This is a genomic window from Dongia sp. P2_B8, assembly GCF_056404715.1.
In genome coordinates this window covers 226,469-246,729 of sequence record NZ_JBFUDM010000007.1, presented here as the reverse complement: position 1 = coordinate 246,729, position 20,261 = coordinate 226,469, and the positions used below count along the sequence as shown (strand labels likewise).

Genomic DNA, 20,261 nt, shown 5'->3' with positions numbered 1-20,261 from the left:
GGCGAGGGGCTTTAGGTCGAGCTCGCTCAACACTCCCTCGCCCCGCGCCGCCGACGAAGGTCGGCATTCGCCTCCGGGCGGGGAGAGGGTCGGGGTGAGGGGTGTTACGATTCATCTTCGTCAAGCGGTTCCGCGGCCATCTCCGACGGCGCTTCCACCAGAGCGGAGAGGGCCCAGGCGCGGAAGGCGGCGATGCGGGCGAGGTCGGTTTCGTCGGCGCGGCACACCAAAGTATAGACGCGGCCCGTGGGCATGCTGATTTCGAACGGCGCCACCAGCTTGCCGCTCGCCACCTCATCGGCGCACAGCACGGGATCGACCACCACGACGCCGCCGCCGGAAAGGGCTGCCTGCACCGCCTGGTCGGCGGTCTCGACGACCAGGCCGCGTTCGACGGGGAGGCCGGCAAAGCCAACCTGGCGGGCGAGCTGCCGCCAATCGTGCCAGGAATCATTGCCCTGGCGGATGTGAAGGAGCGGTGCCTTGGCAATCATCGCCTTGAGGTCGGGCCAGCCAGCTTTCTTGATGAGCTCGGGCGAGGCAAGCGGGCTCCACCTTTCGCGCATCAGCACATCGGCGATGAGGCCCTCGGCCTCCATCTCGCCGAACATGATGGCAAGGTCATGGCCGGAATTGCGGAAATCCGGATTGACCGGCGGCGTTTCGATACGGATTTCAAGATCCGGGTTGGCGCGCTGGAAATCCGGGAGGCGCGGCAGCATCACGCGGCGCGCATAGGTCGGCGGGACAGCAAGGCTCAAGGGCGGCTTCTTCGACTGGCGGCGGAAGCTGCCGATGACCACGTCCATGCGGTCGAAACTGTCGGTGAGGACGGGGAGCAGGCGCTTTCCTTCCTCGGTCAGTTCCAGCTGCGCCTTCCGCAGGATGAGGGCGACACCCAATATGTCTTCGAGATTCTTCACCTGGCGGCTCACCGCACTCTGCGTCACCAGCAGTTCTTCGGCGGCCTTGGTGAAGCTCAGAAACCTTGCCACCGCTTCGAAGGCGCGCAGCGCGTTCAAGGGCGGCAATTGCCGTCTGTTCTTGTTTCGGTTCGTGCTCATCGCTCAATGCTCATGGACGTCGCTTGGGGAACGCTCTCGATCGGCCGTCTGGGTAGCCCGCGAGGCGGGGGCCGGGCGGCCGGAACGGGGGCAATCTAGCAGCCCCGCCCGGAAAGCGCGCTAGGGATTACTCGGGGATTGGGGGAGATTTTGCGACGCGGCGGAGGATCTTATGGAATGCAGTACTGCTCCAGGTCGCGCGCCACGAACCTCGCCGCGCGCTGCCAGGAATCGTCGGTGTCGCCGCGATAGGTCAGCCGCCGGTTGCAGAGCAGTTTGTCGCCGGTGATGTCCAGCACGGCGAATTCCACCCAGCCCACCAGCGTGCTCATCTTGTGAACGCCGCCCACCAGCAGGTACCGGATGTCGGCAGCCTTTGCCTCAGCCGCCAGGGTCTCGACGCCGGGGTCAGTCGCCGTGCAGGGACCTGCCGCACAGTTGAGGCTTGCCAGCTTGATCTTCTCGCTGCCGGCAAGATCGTCGCGCAAGGTGGTATCGAATGCCTTGAGGCGCGCATCATGTTCCGCGGTCCGGTCGACCGTCTCGCCGGACGTGTCGGTGAAATCGAACCCTGTCACCGCAAGCGCCGGGCGGGCCGAATTGTCGGCGAAGGCAAATGACATGACGGCTGCCGACGACACGATGGCACTGGCAATTGCGGCGATCAGCAAAAGCCGCTGCCAGATCCCAATATCGCCGTCCCTATCCTGCGCATGGTGCATGTGGCTCCTTCCCGGGCAGGCATGACAGCCGGCCCCCGCGGGCACACCCCCCATCAGTCCGGGGATCAATCTGGGGGAAAGGCCCGGGATAGGCGAAGAAGTGTAGGGATTTTGGGAGATGCCAGCAACGCAAAGGGGCGTGCTGGGGGCCATCCGTTGGGAGGATATTGGGGGGTGGGGTGGCTACGACTTTACCGTTGTATCTGGTGCTGACCCACTTGGTTCCTTTTGTCGCTCCTCCCAGGTTGCGACGAGGAAGGTTGCCATCGCACCGGCCAAGTTGACAGCCAGTTCTGCGTGCCGCGCCTTCGGGCGCGCCCTCTTTGGGCCCGTGCTGTGAGCGTCGCCAAGCTTGTTACGTAGGGTGCCGAGCGATTCCACTATGCTTTGGCAGCCGCCGAGGATTTTCTTAAAGACCTCCTCAGTGTGATCGTCGGGAGCCAGTTTTAGTGTCTTTGAAAGTTTGCGATATAGGATCGGAAGATCATCCTTTTCTTGCCAAGTCCGACCCGCCTCGTCGAGAAGCCATTTACTCACGTCTTCGAGCAGAGTCCGTGCAAGCGTTATAGCTCCCTCTGGTTCACTCGCGCGCCGGTCAAGGGCGGCTAGCCACCGGGTATGCACACGTATTGGGTCAAATGCCTCTAAGGCTGCTGAAATGGCAGTGTCGGCAGGCGAGCCTGCGGGCAATACTTTCACAACGTAAGTCGGGCTGCCGGCCTGGAGCTTCCCCGGACTCAGCATTAGCCCATCTTTTCGCAGGACCTGGTCGATTTCTTCGACGAGTTTGCCCTGAAAATCCTCCGATTGTGCTTCTGGACCAGTCACGGCCTCAATGAACCGAAACAACTGTGTTCGGGAGCAAGTGAGTAGGCCGACTTTTTCTAGCAGCTCTGCCGCCGTCGGCGCTGGCTGCTGCGTGTGCTTTCCACCAAGATAGGTGGTGATGCTGTCCATCACTTCGGCTTGCGGATCAACGACCTTATTTTTCGGCCACAGAGTACAGAGGAATGCAATGTTCGTCATCTCGGTCGCCAGGCGGCGCCTGGAGAAGACATCAATCAGGCGGCGGCGGGTGAGAATGGCAACTGCAGGCGCCTCTTTCTCTTCAATCCGGGCAAGGCACTCTTGAAGATCAAAATGCTCTGTCTCTTTGAGCAGTCTATGGCCGCAGTTCACAAGCTCGTCCTCGGAAAGATCGGTCAGTCGCCTTTCAGCGTATTTGTACTTCCCGCTCCAGGGATCGTCGCCGTCGCTTTCCCGCAGTCCCAGGCGCACGCATAGAGCCGCAACCTTCGGTGCCGAGGTCTCGGCAATTGCGCGCGCAAGCTCATTGCGAAGGTCCCTGAGCGTTGCGGCTGATATCGAGGTGTTCACGGACCTAACTTTCTTGATTTTTGGGCAGCGACAATATTGATTATCGATAGCAAGAACCCCACACGCCAGCATTATCGATTGGCCTTTTCAATCAATACTATAGAGACAGCGCTGTTGACGACGCTTCGTCAAATATCGAGGTGTGCCATATGTCGACTCCGCGAGTCTGTCGGACGTTGAAGAAAGCAACTCGTGGGTGGTCCGCCTTCGCGGACCATGACGATGGGGGCGGTGGCGATGGTGGAGATTGGGCGGCGGGGATGGTGACGGGATTGGTTCGTGTTCGGTTCGTTTGCGGTTCGGGTTCGGTGCGAAGGGGTTTTGACCGATTGGTTGGGTTGGGTGCGTGGTGGGAGAGAGTCTTCGCTCATGCCCCCACCCCGGCCCTCCCCCTAAAGGGAGAGGGAGTTTGGAGCGCATCTGATCGTTCAAGCTCACCAGCAAAGCCCTCTCCCTTTAGGGGGAGGGCCGCCGACGAAGGTCGGCATTCGCCTCCGGGGTGGGGGCGGTTCGGTTTCGATCTATGTCGCCGATGCTATTGCGGGTAATGCCAACGTGCGCCTGCGTCATGTCAGGCGCCATCGACTTGGCATCTGGCACCATCGGTAAAATGAAAATCAGGCAACTTATTTAACTTTTGTGCAACGCCGTGATTGACCTTGTGCGCCGAATGCCTAATCTGGGCTTCGCGCAAAATCCTGGTCCATATGAAGACCGAGCCCAGACAAAGGGTAGGGGGTGAGGCGGATGGCGCATATAACGACGGGGACGTTCAATCGTGTCAGCGGCTGTAGCTGTCGAAGCTAAAAACGTAAGCAAAATTTTCGGGGCGGGGGTCGGCGAGGTTCGCGCCCTGGATAATGTCTCGGTCACCATTCAACAGAATGAGTTCTTTACCCTTTTGGGGCCATCGGGCTGCGGCAAGACCACCTTGCTGCGCCTCATTGCCGGCTTCGAAATGCCGACCGATGGCAGCATCCTGCTGGAAGGCGAGGAAGTGGCGCATCTGCCGCCCTTCAAGCGCCATGTGAACACGGTTTTCCAGTCCTACGCTTTGTTCCCGCACATGACGGTCGCCCAAAACATCGCCTTTGGCCTCCAGATGCTGGGCAAGCCCAAGGCCGAGGTGCAGGCGACGGTCACCGCCATGCTGAAGCTGGTGCGCATGGAGGAATTGCGGGACCGCCGCACCAGCCAGATTTCCGGCGGCCAGCAGCAGCGCGTGGCATTGGCCCGCGCCCTTGCCCCCCGGCCCAAGGTGCTGCTCCTCGACGAGCCGCTCTCGGCCCTCGATTTGAAGCTCCGCAAGGAGATGCAGATCGAATTGAAGCGCATGCAGCTGGAGACCGGCATCACCTTCATCTTCGTGACACACGACCAGGAAGAAGCGCTGACCATGTCGGACCGGATCGCGGTCATGTCGAAAGGCAAGATCCTGCAGATCGGGTCGCCAACCGAGATCTACGAGCACCCCACCGTCCGGTTCGTTGCCGATTTCATCGGCGAGACCAATTTCATCGAAGCCGAAGTCATGCAGCGGATCGCCGCCGACGGCCAGATCAAGCTGCCGTCGGGTGTCGTCATCAGCCATCCTTTGAGCGAAAGTGTCGGTGTCGGCGCCAAGGTGACGCTGGCAGTCCGGCCGGAGCGCATCGATCTGGTGCGGCCGGGCGGCGAGGCGCATCTCTCAGGCGTGGTCGAAAACATCGTCTATTTCGGGACCGACACGACCTTTCATGTGCGGCTCGATGGCGCGGAAACGGCCGAGGTGACGGTGCGCGTGCAGAACCGCCGTGGCCATCAGGAGGTCCTCAAAGAAGGCGATGCGGTGGGCCTGCGCATCGCGCCCGAAGCCATGCAGATCCTGAAGGATTGATCTGACATGGCAGAAGTAAAATCTTTTGCAGCCAAGGCGTCCGCCGCCGCCGACCGGCGCGAGACGCGCGGCCGTTGGCTGCTCTCAGCGCCAGCGCTCATCATCCTGCTGTTCGCGGCCATCGGGCCGCTCGCCATCGTGGTGGTCTATTCCTTCCTGCAGAAGGGCGATTATGGCGGTGTCGAATGGCATTTCTCGACCGATGCCTGGTTCGGCGTGGTGTTCACGAAAGACATTTTCACCGATGCCGTGACCTTGGCCGATGCGCATATGTCGATCCTGTGGCGCTCGGTCAAACTCTCCTTCTTCACCACCATTCTCGCCCTGGTGTTCGGTTTTCCGACCGCCTATTTCATCGCCACGCGCAATGAGCGCTCGCGCGATCTGTGGCTGTTCCTGATCACCATCCCGTTCTGGACCAACCTTCTCATCCGCACCTTCGCGGTGATGGAAGTGATCCGCAACGAGGGCATCGTGAATTCACTGCTGTTGGGGCTGGGGATCATCGATGCGCCGATCCAGATCATGTTCACTGATTTTGCGGTCATGATGGGCCTGCTTTATGTCTATCTGCCGCTGATGGTGCTGCCGCTTTATGCCAGCATGGAACGCATCGATTTCCGCCTGGTCGAGGCCGGTTACGATCTTTATGCGACGCGCTTTCGCGTGCTGCGCCATGTCATCTTCCCGTTGGTGAAGCCCGGTGTCATCGCCGGCTCGATCCTGGTCTTCATCCCCTCGCTCGGCGCCTATGTGACACCGCGCGTGCTGGGCGGCGGGCGCAACCTCATGCTGGGCAACCTCATCGAGATGCAGTTCGGGCAGGGGCGCAACTGGCCGCTGGGGGCGGCGCTCTCGATCACACTCATGGCCATCGTGATGATCGCCCTGCTGTTCTATGTGAAGAACGCCTCGAAGACGGAGGCGCGTCATGGCTGAGGCAGCACCCGTGAAACGGAGACGCCGGGGACCGGTGTTCGACGTCCGCAAGCAGACCGGCTTCACCACCATGGCGATGATCTGCTTCGTCATGCTCTATGCGCCGATCCTGACGCTGGTGGTCTATTCCTTCAACGCCGGGACATCGGTTGCGATCTGGGCCGGCTTCTCCTGGCGCTGGTACGAATCGGCCTGGGCCAATGTGCAGGTCTATGACGCGTCGGTGCGCTCGCTCACCATCGCCTCGTTTGCCGCCGTGGTCTCGACCATCGTCGCCACCATGGCGGCCCTGGCCACGACGCGCACCAAGCCGTTTCCTGGCCTCACCTTCATCTATGCCTTCATCAACCAGCCGCTGATGGTGCCGGAAATCGTGACCGGCGTGTCGCTGCTGATCTTCTTCGCGGCGATCAAGGTGGCGACCGGCTATACCGGGCTTGGCTACCTGCTGATCGCCCACACGGCGTTCTGCATTCCCTTTGCCTATCTGCCGATCCGGGCGCGTCTCGAGAACATGGACCTGTCGCTGGAGCGGGCGGCCGCCGACCTCTATGCGACGCCGTTCCGGACGTTCCGCTATGTCACCCTGCCGCTGCTGTGGCCGGGGATCCTGGCCGGCGGCATGCTGGCCTTCGTCATCTCGCTTGACGATGTCGTGATCACCGAATTGGTGAAATCGGGCGGACAGGATACGTTGCCGACCTATATGCTGGGTCAGTTGCGGCGCATCGTGACCCCGGAAATGAATGCCATCTCGTCGGTCTTCCTGGCGATATCGATCGTGATGGTGACGATCTTCTTCCTGCTCAACAGGAAGAAAGCATGACCGAGGCGTCCTGTTCCGGGAACGGAATGGGGCCTAAGGCACTTGGTGGGACAGGTTACAAGATCAAGAAGATGGCCCGGTCAAAGGGCGGTTCAGCAGATAGGTGGAGGTTCAATTGACATATCTACAGGCTTTTAAGAGTACGGCCATGGCGCTTACCGTGATGTTGGCGCTGAGCGCCTGCGGTGAGAAGAAGGAAGATGCGGCGGCATCGTCGAATACCACGACGACGGCGCCTGCCACCAATACGACGGAGACCACGGAAGCGGCTCCGGCTGCGACGAACACCACGGAAACCGCGGCCGCGGCACCTGCCGCAGCAGCGCCCGCCGGTGGCACGCTCAACATCTACAATTGGGGCAATTACACCAACCCCAAGCTCATTGAGAAGTTCGAGAAGGAATTCAACGTCAAGGTGACGGTGACCGACTATGACTCGAACGACGTCGCGCTGGCGAAGATCAAGGCCGGCGGTCATGGCTTCGACATCGTGGTGCCGAGCAACAACTTCGTGAAGATCTTCATCGACGAAGGCCTGCTCGAGGAAACCAAGCCCAGTGGCATGGCGAACTTCAAGAACATGGACCCGCGCTGGGTCGATGTCGATTTCGACAAGGGCCGCAACTACACGGTTCCCTGGCAGTGGGGCACGACCGGCCTCACGGTCAACACCGGCGCCTATAAGGGCGACCCGAACACCTGGGCGATCCTGTTCGACACGCCGGCCGAGCTCAAGGGCAAGACCAACGTCGTCCCGGAAATGAACGATGTCATCGGTGCCGCTCTTGCCTATAAGGGCTTCAACCCGGTGTGCAACGGCGACAAGACCCAGCTGAAGGAAATTCGCGACCTGCTGATGGCCTCGAAGCCGAACTGGATCTCGATGGATTACGGCAATGTCGAGAAGTACGCCAAGGAAGACATCATGGCGGGCTTGAACTGGAACGGCGCCTCGATGCGCGCGCGTCTCCAGAACCCGAAGATCGTCTATGGCTATCCGAAGGAAGGCCTCGCCGTCTGGATGGATAACGTCGCGGTCATCAAGGGTGCCGCCAACATCGAGAACGCGAAGAAGTTCCAGAACTTCATCATGGACCCGGAAAACGCCGCGCTGATTTCGGACTTTGCGAAATACGCCAACGGCATCACCGGCTCCGAGAAGTTCCTCGACAAGGAGTTCGCGGCGGCCCCGGAAATCAACCTGCCGGAAGGCCAGAAGACCTTCATCCAGGCGGCTTGCCCGCCGGAGGTGACGGAGCTTTACACCGCCATCTGGACCGAACTGACGAAGTAAGCGCATGTGAGATCCCGGCAGCTGCCAAGCTGCCGGGATTTTTCGTCATCATGCCGGACTTGAATAATGCCTGGCCCGACAAAAGATTCAGGCGCGGCCTTGCCGATCATGCAGGGATCGCCCCCCAAACGCACCGTTCCGCGCGCCGACTGGGACCGGGCGCCCTGGAATCGCTGGTCGTTCCAGCATGTGCGCGAAATCGTGCCGACCGCCGAGGTCTGGCGCGGCCCCAACCCGCCGCACGCCTTCAAGCGCGACCTCAGGCATCTGGACACCCTCAAATTCCAAAGTGCCCGCGGCACCATCACGGTCGCCGATTTCCTCAATGACAGCTATACCGACGGCTTCCTGGTGCTGCACCGGGGGGCGATCGTGTCCGAGACCTATCTCAACAACATGAATCCGCGCACCTTGCACCTCTCGCAATCGGTGGCGAAATCCTTCACAGGCGTGCTCGCTGGCATCCTGGCCGGGCGCGGGCTCCTCGACCCACAGGCGCCGATCACCGACTATCTGCCGGAGCTCAAAGCCACCGCCTATAACGGTGCCAAGGTGCAGCATGTGCTCGACATGGGGTCGGGCGTTGCCTATTCCGAGGAATATACCGATCCCTTTTCCGATGTCGGGCAGACCGATGTCGCCTCCGGCTGGAAAGCGAAACCCGAGGGCGACACGCGCATCTGGCCGGCCACGATGTGGGACCAGATCCTCGGCCTTACCAAACAGGAAGCCGAGCATGGTTCGCGCTTCCTCTACCGCTCGATCGAGACCGATGTCGTCACTTTTGCGCTGGAGCGGGTGAGCGGCCTGCGCTTGCCTGAACTGATGAGCCGCGAGATCTGGCAGAAGCTCGGCGCCGAAGAGAGCGCCTGCTACACCGTCGATCCGGCGGGCTACGCTCTTGCCTGCGGCGGTCTCAACGCGACGCTGCGCGACTATGCGCGCTTTGGCCAGATGATCGCCCAGGACGGGTTCTTCCATGGCAGCCAGATCGTGCCGGCGGCCTGGATTCATGAGACACGGCGCGGCAACCCGGCTTTGTTCGGCCCGGACTACCGCGCCTCCATGCCCAAGGGCGCCTATCGCAACCAGTTCTGGATCGAGGATTATGAGACGCCGGTGCTGGAATGCCTGGGCGTCTTCGGGCAGTGGATCCATATCGACCCGGTGCTGGATATCGTGGCCGTCAAATTATCGAGCTGGCCGGTGTTCCTCGACGATGCCCTCTATCTGGAATCGAAGGCCGCCATCCATGCCATCAAGCGCGCGCTCACTGAAGGATGATCAGCAATGACGACCAGTGTTGCCTGGACGCGCGAAAACTGGGATAGGGCGCCGCAGAATCGATGGACCTTCCAGCATGTGCGCGAGATCGTGGCGACGGCGGAAGTGTGGCGCGGGCGGGAACCGGCCTCATTGCTGCCGCGGGCACCGCAGCCGATCGACGACATCGCCTATCGCGGCGCGCATGGCGACAGCACAGTCGGCCGGTTCCTGGACAATAGCTACACCGACGGCTTCATCGTGCTGCACCGTGGCCAAGTGGTGGCGGAGCGCTATTTCAACGGCATGAATGAGCGCACGCTGCATCTGTCGCAATCGGTGGGGAAGTCGCTGATCGGCATCCTGGTCGGCATCTTTGCCAGCCGCGGCCAGCTCGATATCGCGGCACCGATCACGGACTATCTGCCGGACCTCAAAGACACGGCCTATCTGGGCGCCACCGTCCAGCAGGTGCTCAACATGACCAGCGGTGTGGCCTTCGACGAGACCTACACCGATCCCTATTCGGATATCGGGCGCATCGATGTGGCCTGCGGCTGGAAGGCCAAGCCCGAGAATGATACGCGGCATTGGCCGACTTCCGTCTGGGAGGTGGTCCTCGGCCTCAAGGCCAAGGAGGCCGAGCATGGCGCGCGTTTCTCTTATCGCTCGATCGAGACCGATGTGCTGGCCTTCGTGCTGGAACGCGTGGCTGGCCAGCGTTTGCCGGACATCGTGAGTCGCGATTTGTGGCAGCCCCTGGGGGCGGAGGAGAGTGGCAATTACACGGTCGATGCGGCCGGCTACGCGCTGGCCGATGGTGGCTTCAACGCGACCTTGCGCGACTATGCCCGCTTTGGCGAGATGCTGACGCAGGACGGATTCTTCAACAACCGGCAGATCGTGCCGGCGGAGTGGGTGCGTCAATGCCGCTTTGGCGATCATGACAAGTTCACCGGCGACTACCGGGTGGCGACACCCAATGGCGCCTATCAGAACCAGTTCTGGCACGAGGATCACCGGACGCCGGTGCTGCTCGCGCGCGGTGTCTTTGGCCAGCTGATCTATTCAGATCCGCAGGCAGGCTTCACCGCGGTGAAGCTTTCCAGCTGGCCGGATTTTCGCGACGCCCAACTGCTGCGCGAGACGCTGGCGGCGATCAATGCCGTGAAGCAGGCGTTGGGGATTTGATTTTCGGTCGTCATGCCCGGGCTTGACCCGGGCATCAGCTGGCAACAGCTCGGCGGCTGAAGCTGATCCCCGGGTCAAGCCCGGGGATGACGAATAGAGAGAGTTCTGAAGAACCATTGTCAGGGGAACATCATGAAGAACGACGATCTCATCTATATGACTGCGACCGAGGCGGCGGCGCTGTTTCGCAAGCGGAAGCTGTCGCCGGTCGAGTTGATGAGCGCCGTCATCGAGCGCGCCGAGACGGTCGAAAAGAAGATCAACGCCTTCACCTTCAAGCATTACGACGAGGCGATGGGTCTCGCCAAGGCCGCCGAAGCGAAGTTCATGAAGAAGGATGGCCGCGTCGGTGCCCTCGAAGGCCTGCCCATCGCCATCAAGGATGAAAGCTGGATCGCCGGCAAGCCGACATCCTATGGGTCGCTCACCACCAAGGATTTCGTCCCCGACAAGACCTCGGCCAACAATGAGCGGATCCTCGCGGCTGGCGGCATCGTGCATGCGCGCACCGCGACGCCGGAATTCTCCTGCGCCTCGTGGACGCATTCGCGCCTCTGGGGTGTCACGCGCAACCCATGGAACCGGCGCTTCACCACCGGCGGCTCGTCGGGCGGGTCGGGGGCGTCACTTGCCGCCGGCACGGCGCCGCTTGCCATGGGGTCCGATATCGGCGGGTCGATCCGCATCCCGGCCGCGGCCTGCGGTGTGGTGGGTTACAAGCCGCCCTATGGCCGCAACCCGGACGATGCGCCGTTCAACCTCGATCCCTATTGCCATACCGGGCCGATGGCGCGCTCGGTGCAGGATGCCATTTTGCTGCAGAACGTGATCTGCGGTCCGAGCCCCCACGACATTGCCTCGCTGCGCCCCAAGCTGCGCCTGCCCACCGATTATAAGCCGATCAAGGGTTGGAAGATCGCCTATTCCTTCGATCTCGGCCTCTATGAGGTCGACAAGGACGTGGTCGCCAACATGAAGAAGGCGCTCAATGTCTTCAAAAGCCTGGGTGCCACAGTCGAGGAGGTGGATCTGGGCTGGACGCGGGATGCGATCGATACCGGCATGCGGCATCTCGAGCATCTCTTTGGCACGCAGCTCAACCAGACCGCCAAGAAATACGGCAAACTGATGACAACCTATGCCCGCAATTTCGCGCGCAAGGGGGCAAAGTCCAACGCCCAATCCTTCTTCAAATCGATGGAAGGGGCGATCAAGATGTATGACACGTTCGGCCCGATGATGGAGAAGCATGATCTTTTCATCTGCCCCACGACGGCACTGCCGGCAGTAAAGGCCGATTTCGACGAGAACAAGGATGTGGTGCGCATCAACGGCAAGATATCGCCGCTGCCCAAGGTTTTGGCCTGGTGCATGACGACGCCGTTCAACACGTTGTCGCGCTGCCCGGTGCTGGCGGTCCCCACGGGCCATGCCAGTAACGACGTGCCGACCTCGATTCAGCTCATTGGCCGCACCTATTCGGATGCCGACGTGTTTCGCGCCGCCGTCGCCTATGAAGAGGCGGTCGGCGGCTGGTACACCAAGACGCGGTCGCGTCCGAAATTTTAAGGTAGCCGCCAGGACACCCCCGCGCCATTTGACACCTGTTTGACTTTGGCGCGGGGGTTGGCTCATCTTGGGCGCAACCAGAGGGGATCATGAGAACGGTTTACAGCGAAGACCATCGGCTGCAGGACGGCAAGCATGAGCTGCTGGAAGGGCAGTTCATGAAGGCGCATGAAATGCCGCGGCGGGCCGACATCGTCCTTGATCGCGTGCGTGCCACGCAATTGGGCGAGGTGCTGGCGCCGCAGGATTTCGGCCTCGACCCGATCCTCAAGGTCCATGATCGTGGCCTGGTTGATTTTCTGCAGACCGCCTGGGACGAATGGGCAGCGTCGGGCCGGACCTTCGACGCGCTGCCGCATGTCTGGCCGGTACCGGGACTCTCGCGTGGAAGCCTGGGTCGGCGCATCTCCGATTGCATCGACGGCAAGCTCGGCCATTACGCAATCGATGCCGGGACGCCGATCACGCCGGGCACCTGGCGCGCGGTTCTCTCCTCGGCGCAGGTGGCGCTCACCGCGCAGAAGCTGGTGGCGACCGGCGAGCGCGCGGCCTTTGCCCTCTGCCGCCCGCCCGGACATCATGCCGGCAGCGATTTCTATGGCGGCTATTGCTTCCTCAACAATGCCGGGATCGCCGCACAGGCATTCCGCGATCAGGGAGCAAAGCGCGTCGCGATCCTCGATGTCGACTATCATCATGGCAATGGCACGCAAGCGATGTTCTATGAGCGCGACGATGTGCTGACCGTGTCGCTGCATGCCGACCCGAAACAGGAATTTCCTTATTTCATCGGCTATGCCGACGAGATCGGCCGCGGTGCCGGCGAGGGTTATCATATGAACCTGCCGCTGCCCTGGGGCACCGACTGGCCGCATTACGCCAGCGCCCTCGATGTGGCGTTGAAGCGCATCGCGCAATATGGCGCCGAGGCGCTCGTGATCTCGCTGGGCCTCGATACGTTCGAACATGACCCGATCTCGCGCTTCAAGCTCAAGGAAGAGGATTACCGGAAATTGGGCGAACGCATTGCCTGGGCCGATCTGCCGACCCTCTTTGTGATGGAAGGCGGCTATGCGGTCGACGCGCTGGGGGTCAACACGGTCAACGTCCTCTTGGGTTTCGAACAGCGCAGCTGAGGGGCAGATAGGATGAAATCGCCAACCTTGTTGCGCGTCACGCAGTGGCTGCACCGGCCGTCGGTTCTGCTGGTCATCGTTGGACTGGTCCTGCCTAATCTTGCTTTTGTCGCCTTGGCCCTGCTTGGCATCAGCGTGCCACCGCGCACGCTGCCGATCATTCTCTATTTGCTGGCGGCGGCCAGCACCCGTTTCCTGCCGGGGCCGCTGGTGATCCTGCTGTTCGTCGGCGCCCTTGCCTTCGACATCATGTTCTGTGCGACGCAGATGTTCGGCCTGACCTTGACCGAAGCTGTCTTCGCCCTGCAGTTCATCCACGAGCTCGATATCCTGAGCTCGAAGCTCTATATCGTGCTGATCGCGACCGTKATCCTGGTCTTTGGCTACACATTCTATCTGCTGCTGGGCCATGCCAAGACCCTGCGCCGCGCGCGCTGGCTGCCGATGCTGCTGCTGGGCGTGGTGGCGCTGCCGACCGACATCGCCCTCAACATGCCGCGGCATTCCAATTTCTGGCTCAATCTCGGCCGCGACATCGTATTCGATTCGGCGATGAAGGAATCCGGCTTCATCAAGCTGGTCGAGAAGCCCAATGGCCGCCACATGCTGGTGGTGATCGTCGAGGCGATGGGCCATTTCGCCAATCCGGCGCAGCAGAAGCTGCTGCAGGATGCGATCGCATCCTCGAACATCGGTGCCCGCTATGACATCACCGAGGGCATGAACAGCTTCATCGGCGGCACCACCGCCGCCGAAATGCGCGAATTCTGCGCCACCCATGACAGCTATCTCGACCGGCTGGCGAAACCGGACCTCAACTGCCTGCCATTCCGCATGGATGCGTTCGGCTATAAGACGTCCGCCTATCACGGCTTTTCCGGCGAGATGTTCGAGCGGTCGCAATGGTGGCCCAATATCGGCTTCCAGGAACGGTTCTTCGGGTCGGACGTCTATCAGCCTGGCGAGCAATTGTGCGGTAGCGTATTCGTCGGCATCTGCGACCCCGCGCTGGTGACGCGGGTTGCCAAACGCGTCCGGGAAGCGACCAGTCCGCAATTCACCTATCTGCTGACGGTCAATACCCATATCCCGGTGCTGGTCGACCAGGGCTACAAGCATTTGGACTGCAAGACCCATGATGGGCCGGTGCCGGAGCGGGAAGTGTGCATCATGACCGATGCCTGGATCGAATTGCTGCAGACCATCGCCAAGGAATGGTCACAGCCCGGCATGCCGCCCACCGACATCCTGATCGTCGGCGACCATGCCCCGCCTTTGTGGTACCGCAAGGCGCGCGACCTCTTCACCACCGGTGAGGTCACGTGGTTCAGGCTGTCACCCAAAGGGTGACGGGGATCCGGCTGTCACCCTTTGGGTGACGGGGGTCAGACTGTCCCCACCCAAGGCTCAGTAACCGAAAATTCACCTTAAATTCGGATTGCGCATGTGTGATGCGCAGTCGTGTTTTTGCGCGGATCCGGTGTGAGCTTTCGACTATCTGTGGTGCAGAAGCCACAAGAATCAATGGTTTCGATGGCATCGACATTAAGGTTCCTTAAGGGATTGCCCTGCAGGATGGCGCGGAAGCCGGGGTCAGCCGTCGCCGCTCGTGCGTGCGGACGCTTGCCTGCCGGCATAATTGAGCCCGGCATAATTGAGTCCGGCATAATTGAGTAGTGAGCGAGGATCCATGTTCCGCACGTCCATTTCGCGTCTTCTGATTGTCCTGCAGAGCGTCACCCTGATCGGCCTGCTGGTCGCCACGGGTGTCATCGCGGCCGGTGGCTTGCGCGACTATCGCTCGGCCCTGGAAATCAAGGATGCGACCGAGACGGATCGGATTCTTTTCAACGCCATCCTGGCCGTGCGCGGCCAGCTGGCCAAGGTCACCAACGCGATCAGCAGCGATGGCGATCCCAGTCCTGCCATGAAGGAGATGCGTGCTGACGTCGATGCCAAATATCAGGCGGCGATGGCGGCGATCGATCATATCCAGATCCCAGAGAAGGACCGGCTGGTCGCCGACCTTACCCAGAAATTCCAGGCGCAGATCGACAAGAACGCCCTGGTCGACCAGGAATTTGCCAAGCCGAAAGACCAGCGCGGCTCGGGCGGTCCGGAAGAGTGGCGGACGTCGATCACCAATCTCACGACCAGCCTCTCGGCGATCGCCGTGCAGCTCGGTAATTCCGTGCGCCTGCAAGATCCCTATGTCGCCGAAATGATCCAGGTGCGCCGTTCGGCCTGGGCGGTGCGCGATCAGTTCGGCCTGCAATGCTCGCTGCTGCGGCCCAATGTGCTGACCAGCAAGCCGATCGATGCCGAGATTGCCGGCAAATGGCATGACCGGATCGGCGCCTATACGATGTCGCTGACACAGCTGGAGGAGTTGATCAACCGGCCGAGCGAGCCAGTGCGCATCACCGATGCCGTCAAGGCAGCGCGCGCGGCCACCAGCGACGTCCAGGGCAAGATGAATAGCCTGATGGCCGGCCTCGATGGCAGCGGCAACCCGGCCATGGTGGTCAAAGATTATAACAAGATGTGCAACAGCCCGTTCGAGGCCATTCTGGCCGTAGGCTTTGCAGCACTCGACGAAGCGGTCGATCATGCCGAAGGCCAGAGCCAGGCGGCGTTGACGGTGATGATCGGTGCAGGCATCGCCCTGCTGATCGCCCTCATTCTGCCGGTGGTTGGTATCGGTGCGATCCTCGGCCGGTTGACGCGGCCGATCGGCGTGCTGATGAATTCGGTGGCAGCCCTGTCGCAGCGCCGGTTCGAGCAGCCGGTGCCGGAAGGGCGCTACGCGGATGAGATCGGCGGCCTGTCGTCGGCGCTGGAAAGCCTGCGCCTCAATGCGCTCGAGGCTGAGCGCCTGGAGAAAGAGGCCGCGGTCAAGCGCGAGGCCGAGCTCCAGCATGGCCGCGACCTGCAATCGCTGTGCGCGCAGTTCGACGGGCTGGTCAAGCGGTCGCTGACCGCCATCGCCGGCACCACCGACCAGGTGAAAAGCACGGCCGGCAGCCTCAACCATCTCGCCACCGAATCAAGCTCGCAGGCGACCACGGTGTCGGCGGCGGCCAATGAGGCTGCGGTCAACGTGCAGACGGTGGCGGCCGCCACCGAGGAACTCTCGGCTTCGATCGCCGAAATCACACGGCGTGTGTCGGCCAGTGCCGATGGCGCCAGCGAGGCGGTGAGCGAAGCGGAGCAGACCGACCGCATCTTCGATGCCCTGGCGGCAGCGGCGCAGCGGATCGGCGATGTGGTCAGCCTCATCGAGAAGATCGCCGCACAGACCAACCTCCTCGCCCTCAACGCCACGATCGAAGCGGCACGCGCCGGTGATGCCGGCAAGGGCTTTGCGGTGGTGGCGCAGGAGGTGAAGAACCTCGCCAACCAGACGGCATCGGCCACCAAGGATATTGCGGGCTTCGTCGGCGAGATTCAGTCGACCTCATCCGGTGCCATGAATGCGATCAAGAGCGTCTCGCGCGCCATCGGCAAGATCCGCGAAGATGCGGTCGCCATCTCGGCTGCGGTTGAAGAACAGGGTGCCGCCACGGCGGAGATCGCCAGCAGTGTCCAGCAGGCGGCCCGCGGCACGCAGGAAGTCACCTCGACCATCGCCATGGTGGCAAGCTCCAACCAGCGCACCGGGTCGGCGGCCAACGATCTGCTGACCTCGGTCGACGGCATGATGAGCGAGCAGGCCAATCTGCGCCAGGCGGTGGAAGAATTCCTCTCCCGGGTGCAGGCGCGGTAGAAGAGGCGGCGGGGCTGCTCTTCCCCCTCTCCCTGAAGGGGGAGGGCTTTGGTGCGCGGGGTGACGATCGGCCGCCCAACCTCAATTGGTCTTCAGGTAGCTCCGGCCGCCCAGGCGTTCCAGGAACATGCGGGCGATACTGTATTCCAGGAACTGGCGCATGTCGGTGTCGACCACATGGTCGAGATAGGTGCGGGCCTGTGCCTTGTCGCCCTCGATCATGGCCAGGGCACCGAGATAGAAATGCCAATCGAAATCCTGGTATTTGCGCAGGATCTCGGTGCCGTTGCCGGCGGCCTTTTGCAAGGCGGCATCGTCGATATCACCCAGCAGGCGGTGAGCGAGGGGTGCCGGCCATTCGGCATCGGGCCAGCGTTTGAGCAGGCCGCGGAGGGCCGCCTTCGCTTCATCGCGCTTGCCAAGTTCGTTTAGAGCAAGGAACTCCAGCAACGGATCGAAGGGTTCGGTGGGATCGAGCCTGGCTGCTTCGCGGTAATCGGCGACGGCACCTGCAAGATCGCCCTTGATATGCTTCACCGTGCCGCGGAGCGCTACATGGCCGCCGGATTTCGGATCCAATCTCACGGCGTCTTGCGTGTCCTGGAAGGCAGCCTCGATCTCGCCGGTGTCGAGGTGGAGGGCTGCCCTGGCACTGATGGCCGAGGGCATGTCCGGTTCGATCTCAAGTGCCGCGTCGATGTCGGCAAAGGCTTCTTTGACCTTGCCAACGCGCATCAAGTAGTAGGCGCGCTGTACCCGGAAATAGGCGGCATCCGGCCGTGCCTTGATGACCTTGTCGTAATCGTCGCCAGCCCCATCCATGTCGCCCAGCTCGACACGGGCGTTGGCGCGGGTGAGCCTGGCTGAGACATTGGTCGGGTCGTCCTTCAAGGCCGCGTCAAAATCAACGAGCGCCTGGCGGTAGTCATAGGCGCCGAACAGCAGCGAGCCGCGGCTGATGCGCAGCCGCGGCATTTGCGGGAAGCGGGCGATGAGCTGGTCGAGATCGGCCTTCGCGGCCTTGGCATCGTCCTGCATCTTGTCGTCGCGCGACCCCAGCAGCAGGGCGCGGGCATAACGGGCTGGGGCGAAATTGGGACTGGATTTGAGGGCTGCCGCATAATCGACCAGGGCCGCCGGCAGATCCTCGGCGATCTCCAGCCAGAAGCCGCGCCGTGTCAGCAGCAAGGGCGAATGCGGCTGCCGCGCCAGCGCCTGGGAGAGATCGGCGATCGCGGGCTTGGGTTGTTCGATGTCATAGCCATGGTCCGGCTCGGGATGCTTGGCAAGGTAGGCGGCAACGCGCGGGTCCGGCGGCAGGAAGGGCGCGATCTGGGGCAAGAAGGCCGAGACCGGAACCGCTGTCGGCAGCAGCAGCAGATAGTCCGGTGACGTGACATCGACGATCTGGGGCTTCAGCTCGTCCCAATGCTCGTTCTTGCCGATGACGGTGAGGGCGAGGACACGCGGCCAGTCCTCGCCGCTTTCGGGCTTGGCGGCGAGAATCGGGCCACCGGAATTGCCGGGCATGGTCGTGCAATCATGCTGCCAGCCGGTGCTGTCGACCTGGCCCAGCATGGTGCAGGTGGGGTCGACGGTCAGCGTGTCATTGTTGTGATCGGCCGGGAGGCCAGCCGAGATGACGGGCCTGGCGCCGCCGTTCCGGGCGAAATCCGCGGTCGAGATCGGCAGCAGTTTGAGGTAGCTGTATTCGTCGCCCAGGCAGCGGTCGAGCTTCAGCAGCGCCCAATCGTCCCATCCGGCCTTATGCCAGGCATCGCGCCGGTCGGCCGTGGAGCCGCTGTCGAAATTGTGCGACTCGCCCCAGACCAGGGGCCGCGCCGGGCTCAAATCGCCGAAGGAATGCGCCTCTTTATATTCCGGCCCCAATTCGCCGGTGCCGGCAAAGAACAGCAGGACCTGGTTGGCGTTGATGCCGTCCGCCTCGCTGACGACATGGGCTGCGGTCAGCACATGACAGGGTGAGACCAGAAAGCCGGTGCCGAGCGCCGAACCATCGGCACCCAGGCGCAGCACCATGCCGATGGCGCCCATGGGCGAGCCAACCTTGCGCGGCTCGCTGATGCGGTCGTCGGCGACCTTGGCGAAAGCGGCTGCCGGTCCGAGCAGCAGGAAACAAAGGAGGGTGGCCCAGATAGCGGGGATACGCATGTGTTTGCTGGATCTCATTCCTTATGCCCGCTTCTCCGCCATGAAATAACGGCCAGGCTTCACGCCGGCCGGCAGGTCGAGCGGCTGGAGGGCCGGGTCCGGCATCGGCTGGTCGCTGACCAGGACGGCGCCTTCCGCCATCAAAGCGGCAATTTGCGGCGCAATTTGGGCGGCGAGCGCCTGGCTTGCCGCAGCATCGCCGCTGCCGAGGTCGACATGGATGAAGGCGGCGGATCCACGCCCCAGTTGCTGCAAGGCTCTGGGCAACGTGTCGGTGAAATCGCCGAGGAACAGGCGGTCGGGCGCCGGCACGCAATCTGGATGCGCTGCCACCTGGCGGTCGAACACATAGATCTCGCGGCGATGTGATCCCCCAGCGCAGATCTCGCGCAGATGATCGAAGGTGCGCCCATTGCCAAGGCCCAATTCCAGCACCACGCCCGGCACCTCAAGACTGCGGTCGCGGGCGGTGCCAAGGCAGCTGCGCTGCGCTTCCAGGCGGCGGATGAAACTGTCGAGGCGACTCACTTGCACCCACTCACTTGCATCTACTCATTTTCTGGCTGCCACCGCTTCGCGCAGCTGGACGTTCATATGTTCGATGCGCTGTGCCAGCACCCGCATGACCTCGATGCCGATCGAGGGGAAATCCGTCACCATGCGAAAGAACAGCTCCTTGGTGATCTTGAGGACGATCATCGATTCGGTAGCGCGGATGGTGGCGGTGCGCGGTACGTCCATGAGAATGCCGATCTCGCCCACGAAGGCGCCGGGGCCGACATCGGCCACCTTCAGCGGGCCGCCCTGGGTTTCGACCAGAATGTCCGCCGACCCGCCCAGGATGATGAAGGCCGCGTCGGCGACATCACCCTGATGGAACAGCTGGTCGCCCGGCTGGTACTGCGCCCGCTCGCTGGCGAAAGCCATGAGCTTGAGCTTGGCCGGTTCGACCTTGGCAAAAAGCGGAATGCGCTTCAGTGCCTCGACATCTTCCTGAATACTCATCTCGTCCATCCCGATAGAAAGAAGATCCGCATTCACCCAAACCCGGATCCAAGGATCATCC

16 protein-coding genes are annotated in these 20,261 nt (G+C 62.1%); 10 read left to right on the top strand and 6 right to left on the bottom strand.

Annotated elements, in window-relative coordinates:
- Positions 1-104 precede the first annotated feature (104 nt).
- From AC1DWZ_RS19780 to AC1DWZ_RS19770, 3 genes are all read right to left on the bottom strand, one after another.
- Positions 105-1,064, bottom strand: coding sequence for a LysR substrate-binding domain-containing protein (locus AC1DWZ_RS19780; RefSeq protein WP_477170667.1), 960 nt, complete (start codon positions 1,062-1,064; stop codon positions 105-107).
- Positions 1,065-1,234: 170 nt separating this feature from the next.
- A complete protein-coding gene (locus AC1DWZ_RS19775) occupies positions 1,235-1,786 on the bottom strand; it encodes a DUF2380 domain-containing protein (RefSeq protein ID WP_477170666.1) in 552 nt (183 codons plus the stop codon).
- Between the two features lie 183 nt (positions 1,787-1,969).
- Positions 1,970-3,163 carry an abortive infection family protein gene (locus tag AC1DWZ_RS19770; RefSeq protein WP_477170665.1) on the bottom strand — a complete coding sequence of 398 codons (1,194 nt, stop codon included), beginning with the start codon at positions 3,161-3,163 and terminating at the stop codon, positions 1,970-1,972.
- A 778-nt stretch (positions 3,164-3,941) separates the two neighbouring features.
- Here AC1DWZ_RS19770 and AC1DWZ_RS19765 point away from each other — a divergent pair.
- From AC1DWZ_RS19765 to AC1DWZ_RS19720, 10 genes are all read left to right on the top strand, one after another.
- Positions 3,942-5,039 (top strand): ABC transporter ATP-binding protein, encoded by a 1,098-nt coding sequence (locus AC1DWZ_RS19765; protein ID WP_477170664.1) that lies wholly within the window; start codon positions 3,942-3,944, stop codon positions 5,037-5,039.
- Positions 5,040-5,045: 6 nt separating this feature from the next.
- Entirely contained in the window at positions 5,046-5,978 is a 933-nt protein-coding gene (locus AC1DWZ_RS19760) for an ABC transporter permease (protein WP_477170663.1), read from the top strand.
- Entirely contained in the window at positions 5,971-6,804 is an 834-nt protein-coding gene (locus AC1DWZ_RS19755; protein WP_477170662.1) for an ABC transporter permease, read from the top strand. The genes AC1DWZ_RS19760 and AC1DWZ_RS19755 overlap by 8 nt, the downstream gene beginning before the upstream one ends.
- A gap of 148 nt (positions 6,805-6,952) precedes the next feature.
- Positions 6,953-8,098 carry an extracellular solute-binding protein gene (locus AC1DWZ_RS19750; protein ID WP_477170661.1) on the top strand — a complete coding sequence of 382 codons (1,146 nt, stop codon included), beginning with the start codon at positions 6,953-6,955 and terminating at the stop codon, positions 8,096-8,098.
- A gap of 66 nt (positions 8,099-8,164) precedes the next feature.
- Positions 8,165-9,382, top strand: coding sequence for a serine hydrolase domain-containing protein (locus AC1DWZ_RS19745; RefSeq protein WP_477170660.1), 1,218 nt, complete (start codon positions 8,165-8,167; stop codon positions 9,380-9,382).
- 6 nt (positions 9,383-9,388) lie between these two features.
- Positions 9,389-10,552: a serine hydrolase domain-containing protein gene (locus AC1DWZ_RS19740; protein ID WP_477170659.1), complete on the top strand. Its 1,164-nt coding sequence runs from the start codon at positions 9,389-9,391 to the stop codon at positions 10,550-10,552.
- Between the two features lie 132 nt (positions 10,553-10,684).
- Entirely contained in the window at positions 10,685-12,121 is a 1,437-nt protein-coding gene (locus AC1DWZ_RS19735; RefSeq protein ID WP_477170658.1) for an amidase, read from the top strand.
- Positions 12,122-12,210: 89 nt separating this feature from the next.
- Positions 12,211-13,257 (top strand): histone deacetylase family protein, encoded by a 1,047-nt coding sequence (locus AC1DWZ_RS19730; protein WP_477170657.1) that lies wholly within the window; start codon positions 12,211-12,213, stop codon positions 13,255-13,257.
- 12 nt (positions 13,258-13,269) lie between these two features.
- Positions 13,270-14,607, top strand: coding sequence for a sulfatase-like hydrolase/transferase (locus AC1DWZ_RS19725; protein WP_477170656.1), 1,338 nt, complete (start codon positions 13,270-13,272; stop codon positions 14,605-14,607).
- Between the two features lie 340 nt (positions 14,608-14,947).
- Positions 14,948-17,023, top strand: coding sequence for a methyl-accepting chemotaxis protein (locus AC1DWZ_RS19720; RefSeq protein WP_477170655.1), 2,076 nt, complete (start codon positions 14,948-14,950; stop codon positions 17,021-17,023).
- 81 nt (positions 17,024-17,104) lie between these two features.
- Here AC1DWZ_RS19720 and AC1DWZ_RS19715 read toward each other — a convergent pair whose 3' ends face one another.
- The 3 genes from AC1DWZ_RS19715 to AC1DWZ_RS19705 are packed head-to-tail and all read right to left on the bottom strand — an operon-like array spanning position 17,105 to position 20,200.
- A complete protein-coding gene (locus AC1DWZ_RS19715) occupies positions 17,105-19,195 on the bottom strand; it encodes a tetratricopeptide repeat protein (RefSeq protein WP_477170654.1) in 2,091 nt (696 codons plus the stop codon).
- 21 nt (positions 19,196-19,216) lie between these two features.
- Entirely contained in the window at positions 19,217-19,723 is a 507-nt protein-coding gene (locus tag AC1DWZ_RS19710; protein WP_477170653.1) for a class I SAM-dependent methyltransferase, read from the bottom strand.
- A gap of 24 nt (positions 19,724-19,747) precedes the next feature.
- Positions 19,748-20,200 carry a cyclic nucleotide-binding domain-containing protein gene (locus AC1DWZ_RS19705; protein WP_477170652.1) on the bottom strand — a complete coding sequence of 151 codons (453 nt, stop codon included), beginning with the start codon at positions 20,198-20,200 and terminating at the stop codon, positions 19,748-19,750.
- Positions 20,201-20,261: the final 61 nt, after the last annotated feature.

Excerpts from the sequence above, each read along its gene's own strand:
- AC1DWZ_RS19780 (WP_477170667.1), bottom strand. The coding sequence starts at position 1,064 with ATGAGCACGAACCGAAACAAGAACAGACGGCAATTGCCGCCCTTGAAC.
- AC1DWZ_RS19775 (WP_477170666.1), bottom strand. The coding sequence starts at position 1,786 with ATGCACCATGCGCAGGATAGGGACGGCGATATTGGGATCTGGCAGCGG.
- AC1DWZ_RS19760 (WP_477170663.1), top strand. The coding sequence starts at position 5,046 with ATGGCAGAAGTAAAATCTTTTGCAGCCAAGGCGTCCGCCGCCGCCGAC.
- AC1DWZ_RS19755 (WP_477170662.1), top strand. The coding sequence starts at position 5,971 with ATGGCTGAGGCAGCACCCGTGAAACGGAGACGCCGGGGACCGGTGTTC.
- AC1DWZ_RS19750 (WP_477170661.1), top strand. The coding sequence starts at position 6,953 with ATGGCGCTTACCGTGATGTTGGCGCTGAGCGCCTGCGGTGAGAAGAAG.
- AC1DWZ_RS19745 (WP_477170660.1), top strand. The coding sequence starts at position 8,165 with ATGCCTGGCCCGACAAAAGATTCAGGCGCGGCCTTGCCGATCATGCAG.
- AC1DWZ_RS19740 (WP_477170659.1), top strand. The coding sequence starts at position 9,389 with ATGACGACCAGTGTTGCCTGGACGCGCGAAAACTGGGATAGGGCGCCG.
- AC1DWZ_RS19735 (WP_477170658.1), top strand. The coding sequence starts at position 10,685 with ATGAAGAACGACGATCTCATCTATATGACTGCGACCGAGGCGGCGGCG.
- AC1DWZ_RS19730 (WP_477170657.1), top strand. The coding sequence starts at position 12,211 with ATGAGAACGGTTTACAGCGAAGACCATCGGCTGCAGGACGGCAAGCAT.
- AC1DWZ_RS19720 (WP_477170655.1), top strand. The coding sequence starts at position 14,948 with ATGTTCCGCACGTCCATTTCGCGTCTTCTGATTGTCCTGCAGAGCGTC.
- AC1DWZ_RS19715 (WP_477170654.1), bottom strand. The coding sequence starts at position 19,195 with ATGCGTATCCCCGCTATCTGGGCCACCCTCCTTTGTTTCCTGCTGCTC.
- AC1DWZ_RS19705 (WP_477170652.1), bottom strand. The coding sequence starts at position 20,200 with ATGAGTATTCAGGAAGATGTCGAGGCACTGAAGCGCATTCCGCTTTTT.